This is a genomic window from Hydrogenophaga electricum (assembly GCF_030160815.1).
GTDB lineage: Bacteria > Pseudomonadota > Gammaproteobacteria > Burkholderiales > Burkholderiaceae_C > Hydrogenophaga > Hydrogenophaga electricum.
This window is the reverse complement of the sequence record NZ_BSPB01000022.1, coordinates 56,070-66,498: the sequence shown is the minus strand read 5'-3', so window position 1 is coordinate 66,498 and position 10,429 is coordinate 56,070. Positions and strand designations below refer to the sequence as shown.

Below are 10,429 nucleotides of genomic sequence, written 5' to 3'. Positions count from 1 at the left end.
GCGCAGGACGCCGGCAGCCAGGACGCGCTCGCGCTGACGGTGCTGTCGGCCGTGCTCGACGGGCACGGCGGCTCGCGGCTGGAGCGTTCGCTGGTGCAGGGCGAGGGCCAGGCGGGCGGTGCGCGCCTGGCCGACAGCGTGGGCGCTTCCTACGGCCTGCTGGGCCGGGGCCCGCAGCGGTTCATGCTGACGGCGGTGCCCGCAGCGGGCGTGGCGCCCGAGCGGGTGGCCGACGCCCTGAAGGCCGAGGTGGCCCGCATTGCCACCGAGGGGGTGCGGGCAGACGAACTGCAGCGCGTCAAGACGCAGTGGATGGCCTCGGAGGTCTACAAGCTCGACGCCCTGTTCAACCAGGCGCGCGAGCTCGGCCAGTACTGGGTGCAGGGCTGGGATGCGGACGCCGGCGACCGGCTCATGGCGGCCCTGATGAACGTGAGCGCCGAGCAGGTGCAGTCGGTCGCCCGGCGCCTGTTCAGCGACCAGCGCCTGACCACCGGGGTGCTGGTGCCCGAAGGGGCGGCTCAGCCGCCGGCCGCCGCGGCCTTGCCCGATGCCCCGAAACCGTCCCGAACCGGGACCGCTGGCTGATGCCGGTGGCCGGAGTCCCTGCCATGTGTTTGTTGTGGGTGCCTTTGATGAAATCTGCCTTGAAGCAGCGTGGTGCGGTCTGGCTCGCCATGGGGTTGGTTCTCGGTGGGATGGCGAGCGCTGCGCGCGCTGCCATCCCGATCCAGCACTGGGTGCACGCCAGCGGCGCGCGGGTCTACCTGGTCGAGAGCCCGGCGATTCCCATGCTCGACGTGCAGATCGATGTCGACGGCGGCAGCCGGCGCGACCCGCCCCAGCAGGCCGGCCTGGCCCGGGCGACTGCCGGCATGCTGTCGGCCGGGGTGCTGGCTGGTGACGGTCAGCCGGCGCTCGACGAAAACCGGTTGGCCGAGGCCTGGGCCGACCTGGGGGCTTCGTTCGGCGCCAGCGCGGGTGGCGACCGCTTCAGCGTGTCGCTGCGCAGCCTCACCCGGCCCGCGTTGCTGGAGCGCGCCGTGGCACTGGCGGCCCGGCAACTGGCGGCGCCGGCCTGGTCCGATGCGGTCTGGCAGCGCGAGCGCGAGCGCCTGGTGGCTGGCCTGCGCGAAGCCGAAACGCGGCCCGGCACCCTGGCGGGGCGCCGCTTTGCCCAGGCGGTCTATGGTGACCATCCGTATGGGCGCGACGCCACGGCGGCCACGCTGGCCGCCATCGATGTCGGCGCCCAACGCAGCTTCTACCGCCGCCACGTGGCCGCCTGCCGCGCGCAGGTGGTGCTGGTCGGGGCGGTGGACCGTGCGGGTGCCGACCGCATCGTCGGCCCGCTGATGGCCGCCCTGCAAGGCCATGGCTGCGAAGCGTTGCCCCCCGTGCCCGAGGTGGCGCCGCTGGCTGCGGCCCAGGACATCCGCCTGCCGTTTGATGCCGCGCAGGCCCAGGTCCTGATCGGCCAGCCCGGCATGCGCCGCGACGACCCCGACTTTTTCCCGCTCTTCGTGGGCAACTACATCCTTGGCGGTGGCGGGTTCGTCTCGCGCCTGACCACCGAAGTGCGTGAAAAACGCGGTCTGAGTTACAGCGTCTACAGCTACTTCATGCCGGGCCAGCACGCGGGCGCCTTCCAGGTCGGGTTGACGACGCGGCCCGACCAGGCCGACCAGGCCATCGCCGTGGTGCGCGACGAGCTGGCGCGGTTCGTGGCCGAGGGGCCGACCGCCGCCGAACTGCGTGCGGCGCAGGCCTATCTGGTCAACGGTTTTGCGTTGCGCATCGACAGCAACCGCAAGCTGCTGGACAACGTGGCCAATATCGCCTGGCACGGGTTGCCGCTGGACTATCTGGACACTTGGACGCAGCAGATCGAGCGGGTGGGGCTGGACGACATCCGCCGGGCCTTCCGGCGCGTGCTGCAGCCTGACCGCATGGTGACGGTGGTGGTCGGGGCCCAGCCCTGACCCAGTGAGCGCCTGGCGGCTCCGGACTCGGGCTGCCGTGCCTTAAGCTCGCGGCATGCGAAAAAACGTCCCGCCCCATTCCGCCGCCAGCGCTCCCCAGGAGGTGCGCATCATCGGTGGCCAGTGGAAGCGCACCCGCCTGCCTGTGGCGCAGAGTCCCGGTCTGCGGCCCACCCCCTCGCGTGTGCGCGAAACCCTGTTCAACTGGCTGGGCCAGCGGCTTGATGGGTGGCGGTGCCTGGATGCCTTCGCCGGCAGTGGCGCGCTCGGGCTGGAGGCCGCCTCGCGCGGCGCGGCCGAGGTGGTGCTGGTGGAGCACGACGCCGCACTGTGTCGCAGTCTGGGTATCACACTGGCCAAGCTCAAGGCCACGGGGGTGCGTGTCGAGCGGGGCGACGGGGTGGCGGCCCTGGCGCAGCGCCAGGGGCAGGGGCTCGATCTGGTGTTTCTCGATCCGCCTTTTGCCGAAGGCGGTAACGAGGCGCTGTTCGACGAAGCCCTGCGCGCGGCACGCCGCGCCATCGGCGAGAACGGTCTGATCTATCTGGAGGCGCCACGGGCCTTGAGCGGCGACGAGCTGGCGCAGCGTGGCCTGCAGCTGCATCGCCACGGGCGGGCCGGGCAGGTGGCGTTTCACCTGCTGCGGGTGCTGGCGGCCGAATGAGGCCGGCGGGCCGCTGAAACCGCAACAGCTTCCGGGACACCGCCCACCCCGCATAATCGCCCCATGACTTCCGCAACCCTTCAGCCGGCGGGCCCTGGCGCGCGCATTGCCGTCTACAGCGGCACCTTCGATCCCCTCACCCTGGGCCATGAAGACGTGGTGCGTCGGGCAGCCGGCCTGTTCGACGAACTGATCCTGGCGGTGGCCATCGCCCACCACAAGAAGACGCGGTTCTCGCTGGCCGAACGCATGGCCCTGGCCAGCGAAGCCCTGGCCGGCCTGCCGGTGCGGGTGCTGCCGTTTGAAGGGCTGATCATGGACTTCTGCCGCGAACATGGCGCCTGCGCCGTGGTGCGCGGAATCCGCAACCTCACCGACTTCGATTACGAAGCCCAGATGGCGGCCATGAACCGCAAGCTGTATCCGGCGGTGGAAACGGTGTTCCTTTTGCCGCAGGCCGAGTTGCAGTGCATTTCCAGCACGCTGGTGCGCGAGATTGCCGCCCTGGGGGGCGACGTGGCCCAGATGGTCAGCCCGGTGGTGGCGCAGCGGCTGAAACCCCAGGCCCTGCAGGCCTGAGCGCGGGGGCGACCATGGCTTTGATGATCACCGACGAGTGCATCAACTGCGATGTCTGCGAGCCCGAGTGCCCGAATCAGGCGATTTCGATGGGCCCGGACTTCTACCAGATCGACCCGAACCGTTGCACCGAATGCGTGGGGCACTTCGACGAGCCCCAGTGTGTGCAGGTCTGTCCGGTCGAGTGCATTCCGGTCGATCCGCAGTGCGAGGAAAGCCGCGAGACACTCTGGCAAAAATACCGGCGTCTGCAAGGCGATCCGGCTCAGTCCGTGGCGGGCGAGGAGCGCTCGGCACCAGGAGCGGGTGCGGCCGCGCCGTCGGCCGGCTGAGCAGCGGGTACGGGTCGCGGTGGCCGGGGTGGTTTGGGCCGCGGGGGCTTGCTGGTGTGGATCAGTGCGGTGGCCTTGTCCATCTCGCCGGCGATCAGGTGCGGCAACGCCTTGAGGCTGCGGTCCATGGCCTGGGCGATGGCGATGCGGTCATCGGGCGAAGGCTTCTTGAGCACCCAGTTGGCCACTTCGTTCTTGTTGCCGGGGTGGCCGATGCCGATGCGCAGCCGCCAGTAGTCGGGGCTGCCCAGCTGGGCGTGGATGTCCCGCAGCCCGTTGTGGCCGGCGTGGCCGCCCCCCTTCTTGAGCTTGACCTCGCCGGGCGCGACATCGAGTTCGTCGTGGACGACCAGGACCTCTTCCGGAGCGATTTTGAAAAAGCGGGCGACCGAGGCCACCGACTGGCCCGAGCGGTTCATGTAGGTCTGGGGCTCGACCAGCCAGACGCTCTGGCCGGCGGCGTTGGCGCGCGCCACCAGGCCGAAATGCCCGCGCTCCATCTGCAGGTGGGCGCCGAGCAGGCGGGCGGCCTCGTCCACCCACCAGAAGCCGGCATTGTGGCGCGTGTGTTCGTAGTCGGGGCCCGGATTGCCCAGACCGGCAATGAGTCGGATCATGGAGGGGAATTATCCAAAACAAAGGCCCGCACGAAGCGGGCCTTTTGATGCCTGGCGGCGGAGCGGGTGGCGAGAATTACTTCTTGCCCTTCTTGCCCTTCTTGTCGTCGGCAGCAGCGGCGACGGGGGCGGCCACCACTTCTTCCACCGGCTCGACGACGGTGGCGATGGTGATGTCCTTGCGGCCGTGGGTGACGAGCTTCACGTCCTTGGGCAGCTTCAGGTCACCCGTGTGGATGGTGGCGCCCTTTTCGGCGGTGCTCAGGTCGACTTCGATGAATTCCGGCAGTTTGGTGGCCAGGCATTCGATTTCGAGTTCGGTGACGATGTGGTTCACCAGGCACTTGTCGTTCTTGACGGCCGGCGAGTTCTCGGCACCCACGAAGTGCAGCGGCACCTTCTTGCGCAGGCGGGTCTTTTCGTCCACGCGCTGGAAGTCCACGTGCAGGACCTGGGGCTTGAAGGGGTGGTACTGCACATCGCGCAGCAGCACCTTTTCAACCTTGCCGCCCAGTTCCATCTCGAGGATGGAGGCGTGGAAGGCTTCCTTCTTCAGGGCGTGCCACAGCGCGTTGTGATCGAGTTCGATCGTGGCGGGGGTGGTGTTGCCACCGAAGACGATACCGGGCGCACGGCCGGTGTTGCGCAGACGGCGGCTCGCACCCGTACCCTGCTTGGCGCGCTCAAAAGCGACGAATTGCATGACTGACTCCTTGTGAGGGGTTCCGCGACCAGAACGCCTCGGTTTGACAATGGCTGCCCGCGTCTTGTCGGCAGGGCAACCGGCTTTTTGCTGCTGTCAGAACAGGTTGTCCTGATCGGCGAACAAACTCATGACCGACTCGCCCGAGGCGATGCGCGCGATGGTTTCGGCCATCAGCGGCGCCACGGAGAGCTGGCGAACCTTGCCGCAGGCCTGGGCGGCTTGCGACAGGGGAATGGTGTTGGTCACGACGACTTCGTCCAGGGCCGAGCCCTTGGCGATGCGGTCGATGGCAGGACCCGAGAAAATGGCATGGGTGCAATAGGCGTACACATGCTTGGCACCCCGTTCCTTGAGCACCTCGGCGGCTTTGACCAGCGTGCCGGCGGTGTCGATCATGTCGTCCATGATCACGCAGTTGCGGCCTTCGATGTCGCCGATGACATGCATCACTTCCGACACGTTCGGCTTGGGCCGGCGCTTGTCGATGATAGCCATGTCGCAATTGAGCTGTTTGGCGAGGGCACGCGCACGCACCACACCACCGACGTCGGGCGACACCACCAGCAGGTCTTCGTAGTTCTTCTGGCGCAGGTCGCCCAGCAACACCGGCGAGGCGTAGATGTTGTCGACCGGAATGTCGAAAAAGCCCTGGATCTGGTCGGCGTGCAGGTCCATGGTCAGCACGCGGTCCACGCCCACGGTCTGCAGCATGTTGGCCACCACCTTGGCCGAGATCGGCACGCGACTGGAGCGCGGCCGGCGGTCCTGGCGGGCGTAGCCGTAGTAGGGGATGACGGCGGAAATGCGCTCGGCCGAGGCACGCTTGAGGGCGTCGACCATGATGAGCAGTTCCATCAGGTTGTCGTTGGTCGGCGCGCAGGTCGACTGGATGACGAACACGTGACGGGCACGCACGTTCTGCGTGATCTCGACGGTGACTTCACCGTCGGAGAACCGGCCGACGTTTGCCGAACCGAGCTGGGTGTTCAGATGCTGGGCGATTTCGGAAGCAAGCACCGGATTGGCGTTGCCGGTGAAGATCATGAAGTCCGGCGGCTGAACGTGCGAGGTGTTACCAGCTTGCATGGGAATTCCAGCTGTATCAACGAAAAAAGAGGCCGCTCAACGTGTTGTCTCGCGGCCTTCTTGCGGATGATGGCAGATCAAAAGGTTTGGCAGGGGAGGAAGGACTCGAACCCTCGCATGCCGGAATCAAAATCCGGTGCCTTAACCAACTTGGCGACTCCCCTACGCAGGTGGCTCGATGGCAAAAACCGTCAAGTCACCGAAAACTGTCGCTGGGTGCCCATTTACCGTTCGGCTGGTGGGCGGTCGATATTCTAATCGCTGCACCAGTCGATCAATGGATGGACATCCATGTTGCTGCATTCGTGGATGACCCAGTTGCCAGGCCCGGGCAGCAGATGCTGTGCCGTAGGCAAAAGGGCAAACACCGCAGTGCCCGAGCCGGTCATTCGACCCTGCAAGCCCTGACTTTGGAGCCAGTCTATGCAGTCACCCACTTCAGGGCAAAGCACTTGCGCCACAGGCTGAAGATCGTTGCCACTGGCTTCGGCGATGCGCCGAAAATCAATGACCGGATGCTCAGACTTATCGTTTGCAGCAAAGCCTTGGATTATAGCAGTCTTTGTGTCGCGCTTCAAATCCGGCGAAGAAAAAATTGTCGGCGTGGAGGCGCCTGACGGCGGCTTGACCACCGCGAACCGGGCTGCCGGCACAGACACCGGCGTGAGGTGCTCTCCCACGCCTTCGACCCAGGCGTTGCGGCCACCGAGAAAAAACGGCACATCGGCACCCAGCCGCTCGCCGATGCGGCGCAGCGCCGTGCGGTTCAGTCCCAGGCCCCAGAGTCGGTTGAGGGCCAGCAGGCAGGTGGCGGCATCGGATGAACCGCCACCCAGGCCGGCTTCTGCGGGCAGGTGCTTGGTCACTCGGATGTGCGCTCCCAAGGGGCAGCCCGTGGCTTCGCGCAGTGCGCGGGCCGCGCGCAGGCACAGATCGTCAGGTGGCAGGGAGGGGCCCACATCCTCCCGGCTGAGCTGGCCATCCGGGCGCAGGGTGAAATCGAGCCGGTCGCACCAGTCGATCAGCATGAACACCGACTGCAACAGGTGGTAGCCGTCGTCGCGTCGGCCGGTGACGTGCAGGAACAGATTGAGCTTGCCGGGAGCCGGGACATCCCGCAACTGGCTCAGGGCGTTGTCCGGTGTTGAAGGGGCGGTCATGGCGTGAAGACGATGCGCAGTTCGGCCGTCGGCAGCGGATTCAGGCGCCGCGCGGTGATCCGGCCTTCGGCTTGCCGTGAGAGGTCGACCTGCCAGCCGTTGACCGGGACGTCGTGGCCGGCGAGCCAGGCAAACAGGGCAGAAACCGGCAGCGCGGCACCACCCAGCTCGGTCGTCAGCGCGTCGAGCGTGGCGCGCTGGATGCGCTCCTGCCCCCGCTGGAGCTCGGCGCCTGCGGGTGACCAGCGCAGGGTCGCGAGGTTGTTGCCCAGGGGCGAATTGAGCCAGAGCTCGCCGGTTTCTGGTGTGCCGCGCAAGTCAAAGCCGGCCGACACGGATTCGGGCGGGTCGCTCTGCACTTGCAGGGACAGCCGGCCGTTCCAGGCGTTGCCCTGGCCGGAAGTCACGGGGGGAGGGGTGGCACAGGCAGACAGCAGCAGGGCCAGGCCGGTGGCGAGCAGCCATCGCCACCCGGCCATCCTTTGTGGGGCCGGGCCGAGGGCTTGTCTTCTCATGGGCGTACCTGAAAGCGGCGAAGGGTTTCGAGAAGGGTCTCGTTGTCGCTGGTCAGCAGCAGACCTTCGCGCCAGATGGCGGTGGCCTGGTCGCGCTGCCCGCGGCTCCAGAGCACCTCGCCCAGGTGGGCGGCGATTTCTGCATCGGGGCGCTTGCGGTAGGCCGCCTGCAGGATGCCCAGGGCACGCGCGGTGTTGCCCAGGCGGAATTCGACCCAGCCCAGGCTGTCCTGGATGTAGGCATCGTCAGGGGCCAGCGAGACCGCTTTTTCGATCAGTTGTTTGGCTTCGGGCAGCCGCTGGTTGCGGTCGGCCAGTGAGTAGCCCAGCGCGTTGTAGGCGTGGTGGTGATCGGGTTGCCGGTCGATGAGTTGCCGCAGCAGGCGCTCCATTTCGTCGGGCTGCCCCATGCGCTCGGCCATCATGGCCTGGTCGTACAGCAGTTCCTCGCCTTCCGGGAAGCGGGCAACCGCCTCACCATAGGCCTCGTAGGCTTCTTTCCAGGCCTTGAATTCACGCAGCAGCTGTGCTTCGGCCACCAGTTTGGTCCGGGCGTCGTCCGGGCTGCGTTCCGGCTGGGTGCGCAACAAAGCGCGGGCTTCGGGCAACTGGCCCTGGCGCGCAAGCAGCGAGGCGCGGCGCATTTGCACGGCCATGATGTCTTCGGCGTTGTCGATGCGGTCGAGCCATTGGGTGGCTCCGGCAAAGTCCTTCTGCTTTTCCGCGATCTGGGCCAGCAGCAGGTAGGCCTGGGTCTGCCCCCGGCGGGCGCGTTCGTCCTGGGTGGCGCTGGTCAGGTCGAGGTATTTCTGCAGCGCCTCGCGGGCTTGTGGTGTCTGGTCGTCCTGTGCGTGCAGGGTGCCCAGCAGCAGCCAGGCTTCCGCCAGGGTCGGGATCCGGCGAGTGAGGTCCTGCAGCAAAGTCCGCGCGTCACCGTTGCGCCGGAGGTCGGACAAGACGCGCGCATAGGTCAGGCTGACCGAGACATCGTCCGGTGGAGCCTGGCGCAGGTGATCAAGCACCAGCGCCTCGGCGTCGGGTTGTCCTTTTTCCATCAGCTCCAGCGCCAGCAGGGCCGGGAAGGGCGAGGCCGGCTCGATGCCGTGGGCCTGGCGCGCGGCCACCAGCGCCTGCGGCAACTGGTTGGCGGCAATTTCCATGCGCCCCACCGTGGTCCAGGCGGCCGTGGCCTGCGGGCCTCTGGCGCGCAACAGGCCGGACAGGGCTTCACGCACCACGGCCACGGCGCGGGGTTTGTCACTCACCCGCACGAAAGCCTGGGGGATGGCGTGAATCGTCTCCAGTCGCTGGGCTTCGGGTGTGCGCTCGATGATGAACCGGAGTGGGGTGGCGGCCTCATCCACGCGGTTGAGCGCCAGCACGATCTGCAGCACGAAGCGCTGTGCTTCCACGCTGTCGGGCATGTCCTGAGACCAGGCGCGGGCCGCACCCAGGGCCGCCTCGCCCGAACGGGCTTGCAGCGCCACTTCGACCGCACGGCGGTAGAGGTTCGCATCGCGCTCCCGGCGCGCGGCGTCCAGGATGAGGGAATAGCCGGCTCCCGGATCGCCCGACAAGGCGTTGATCTCGCCCAGCAGCAACTGATAGAACAGCGGGGCGGTGAGCCCGGAGTTGGCAATCGCTTCCGGTTCTTCCGCCGGAGAGGGGGGCTCGGGCGGTGCCGCCGGCTGGGCATGCGAAGGCACCAGCGCCGCCGACAAGGCCAGGGCCAGGAGCGGTTTCAGCAAGGGGTGGCAGGCCTGTGGCCGGGGGCGGGAAGCGTTCATCGGGTCATGATAATGGAAGGGTTGGACCCCTGCCTTTCAGAGGGGCGGGGCCCCGAAACGTTCCGGCTCCCGCCATTTTCTTTTCCTTGCCGGCCCGCCATGACGCGGCCTTCTGCCCATGCCCGAATTGCCCGAAGTCGAAGTCACGCGACGCAGTTTTGCCGACCGGATTGCGGGGGCCGAGGTGCTGGCGCTTCGGCTGGGCAAACCACTGCGCTGGCCCCTGGGGTGTGCACCCGATGCTTTGGTCGGCCGGCGGGTGGTGCACGTGGGACGGCGGGGCAAGTACCTGTTGCTGCAGTTGGATGACGGAGGGTGTCTGCTGCTGCATCTGGGGATGTCGGGCAGCCTGCAGTTTGCGCACAGCCTGCCAGCTTCCGGGGTACACGACCACTTCGACCTGCTCACGTCGAAGGGCCTGCTGCGCCTGCACGACCCGCGGCGTTTCGGTGCCGTGGTCTGGGTGCCTGACGAGCGGGATGCGCGGGCCGTCAAGTTGCTGGGCAGGTTGGGGGTGGAGCCGCTGGAAGCGGGGTTCGACCCACTGGCGTTTCACCGCGCTTTGCAACAGCGGCGAACGCCCATCAAACAGGTGCTGCTGGCGGGCGACATCGTGGTGGGCGTGGGCAACATCTACGCGTCGGAGTCGCTGTTCCTCGCGGGCATTCGCCCGACGGTGCGGGCGGATCGCATCAGCCTGCCGCGGGCCCGCAGGCTGCATGCCGCGATCGTCGATGTGCTCGCGTACGCCGTGGCCCTGGGGGGCAGCACGCTGCGGGACTTCTCCAATGCCGATGGGCAAAGCGGCTATTTCCAACGCGAGGCCCATGTCTACGGGCGGGAAGGGCTGCCTTGCCGGGTTTGCGCCACGCCCGTGCGCGCCTTGCGGCAAGGGCAGCGCTCGACCTTCTTCTGCCCGGTCTGCCAGACGTTCTGAGTGACCGGCGCCGCGCCGCGCACCGTCTGTGGCGGTGCGCACCGGTGCTATATTGGGCCCAACC

Annotated in this window: 12 protein-coding genes and 1 tRNA gene; 6 read left to right on the top strand and 7 right to left on the bottom strand. The window is 67.6% G+C overall.

What is annotated here, in order from left to right; genetic code table 11:
- The 5 genes from QQK43_RS13850 to QQK43_RS13830 all read left to right on the top strand — a co-directional run.
- Positions 1 to 588: M16 family metallopeptidase (locus tag QQK43_RS13850; protein WP_284308234.1), on the top strand; the 588-nt coding region annotated here is incomplete at its 5' end.
- A 47-nt stretch (positions 589 to 635) separates the two neighbouring features.
- A complete protein-coding gene (locus QQK43_RS13845; protein WP_284308233.1) occupies positions 636 to 1,982 on the top strand; it encodes a M16 family metallopeptidase in 1,347 nt (448 codons plus the stop codon).
- 55 nt (positions 1,983 to 2,037) lie between these two features.
- Positions 2,038 to 2,646: a 16S rRNA (guanine(966)-N(2))-methyltransferase RsmD gene (rsmD, locus tag QQK43_RS13840; RefSeq protein WP_284308232.1), complete on the top strand. Its 609-nt coding sequence runs from the start codon at positions 2,038 to 2,040 to the stop codon at positions 2,644 to 2,646.
- Positions 2,647 to 2,709: 63 nt separating this feature from the next.
- Positions 2,710 to 3,225, top strand: coding sequence for a pantetheine-phosphate adenylyltransferase (gene coaD / locus QQK43_RS13835; RefSeq protein ID WP_284308231.1), 516 nt, complete (start codon positions 2,710 to 2,712; stop codon positions 3,223 to 3,225).
- Between the two features lie 14 nt (positions 3,226 to 3,239).
- Complete coding sequence (locus QQK43_RS13830; protein WP_284308230.1) at positions 3,240 to 3,557, top strand: YfhL family 4Fe-4S dicluster ferredoxin; 318 nt, start codon at positions 3,240 to 3,242, stop codon at positions 3,555 to 3,557.
- Here the strand turns inward: QQK43_RS13830 and pth are convergent.
- The 7 genes from pth to QQK43_RS13795 all read right to left on the bottom strand — a co-directional run bounded on the left by pth (position 3,491) and on the right by QQK43_RS13795 (position 9,428).
- Positions 3,491 to 4,174, bottom strand: coding sequence for an aminoacyl-tRNA hydrolase (gene pth / locus QQK43_RS13825; protein WP_284308229.1), 684 nt, complete (start codon positions 4,172 to 4,174; stop codon positions 3,491 to 3,493). The two genes, QQK43_RS13830 and pth, sit on opposite strands and share 67 nt — an antisense overlap.
- Positions 4,175 to 4,250: 76 nt before the next feature.
- Positions 4,251 to 4,877, bottom strand: a complete 627-nt coding sequence (locus tag QQK43_RS13820) for a 50S ribosomal protein L25/general stress protein Ctc (protein ID WP_234266655.1) — start codon at positions 4,875 to 4,877, stop codon at positions 4,251 to 4,253.
- A gap of 96 nt (positions 4,878 to 4,973) precedes the next feature.
- Complete coding sequence (locus QQK43_RS13815; RefSeq protein ID WP_234266656.1) at positions 4,974 to 5,966, bottom strand: ribose-phosphate pyrophosphokinase; 993 nt, start codon at positions 5,964 to 5,966, stop codon at positions 4,974 to 4,976.
- Between the two features lie 87 nt (positions 5,967 to 6,053).
- A tRNA-Gln gene (locus tag QQK43_RS13810) sits at positions 6,054 to 6,130 on the bottom strand.
- A gap of 90 nt (positions 6,131 to 6,220) precedes the next feature.
- Complete coding sequence (ispE, locus tag QQK43_RS13805) at positions 6,221 to 7,096, bottom strand: 4-(cytidine 5'-diphospho)-2-C-methyl-D-erythritol kinase (protein WP_284308238.1); 876 nt, start codon at positions 7,094 to 7,096, stop codon at positions 6,221 to 6,223.
- Between the two features lie 26 nt (positions 7,097 to 7,122).
- Entirely contained in the window at positions 7,123 to 7,605 is a 483-nt protein-coding gene (locus QQK43_RS13800) for a lipoprotein insertase outer membrane protein LolB (RefSeq protein WP_284308228.1), read from the bottom strand.
- A 32-nt stretch (positions 7,606 to 7,637) separates the two neighbouring features.
- Complete coding sequence (locus QQK43_RS13795; RefSeq protein ID WP_284308227.1) at positions 7,638 to 9,428, bottom strand: tetratricopeptide repeat protein; 1,791 nt, start codon at positions 9,426 to 9,428, stop codon at positions 7,638 to 7,640.
- 118 nt (positions 9,429 to 9,546) lie between these two features.
- On the opposite strand from QQK43_RS13795, the gene mutM reads away from it, so the two are divergent.
- On the top strand, positions 9,547 to 10,365 hold the full coding sequence (mutM, locus tag QQK43_RS13790; protein WP_284308226.1) for a bifunctional DNA-formamidopyrimidine glycosylase/DNA-(apurinic or apyrimidinic site) lyase: 819 nt from the start codon (positions 9,547 to 9,549) through the stop codon (positions 10,363 to 10,365).
- Positions 10,366 to 10,429 lie beyond the last annotated feature (64 nt).

Excerpts from the sequence above, each read along its gene's own strand:
- rsmD (WP_284308232.1), top strand. The coding sequence starts at position 2,038 with ATGCGAAAAAACGTCCCGCCCCATTCCGCCGCCAGCGCTCCCCAGGAG.
- QQK43_RS13795 (WP_284308227.1), bottom strand. The coding sequence starts at position 9,428 with ATGAACGCTTCCCGCCCCCGGCCACAGGCCTGCCACCCCTTGCTGAAA.
- QQK43_RS13800 (WP_284308228.1), bottom strand. The coding sequence starts at position 7,605 with ATGGCCGGGTGGCGATGGCTGCTCGCCACCGGCCTGGCCCTGCTGCTG.
- QQK43_RS13815 (WP_234266656.1), bottom strand. The coding sequence starts at position 5,966 with ATGCAAGCTGGTAACACCTCGCACGTTCAGCCGCCGGACTTCATGATC.
- QQK43_RS13830 (WP_284308230.1), top strand. The coding sequence starts at position 3,240 with ATGGCTTTGATGATCACCGACGAGTGCATCAACTGCGATGTCTGCGAG.
- pth (WP_284308229.1), bottom strand. The coding sequence starts at position 4,174 with ATGATCCGACTCATTGCCGGTCTGGGCAATCCGGGCCCCGACTACGAA.
- QQK43_RS13820 (WP_234266655.1), bottom strand. The coding sequence starts at position 4,877 with ATGCAATTCGTCGCTTTTGAGCGCGCCAAGCAGGGTACGGGTGCGAGC.
- mutM (WP_284308226.1), top strand. The coding sequence starts at position 9,547 with ATGCCCGAATTGCCCGAAGTCGAAGTCACGCGACGCAGTTTTGCCGAC.
- QQK43_RS13845 (WP_284308233.1), top strand. The coding sequence starts at position 636 with ATGAAATCTGCCTTGAAGCAGCGTGGTGCGGTCTGGCTCGCCATGGGG.
- coaD (WP_284308231.1), top strand. The coding sequence starts at position 2,710 with ATGACTTCCGCAACCCTTCAGCCGGCGGGCCCTGGCGCGCGCATTGCC.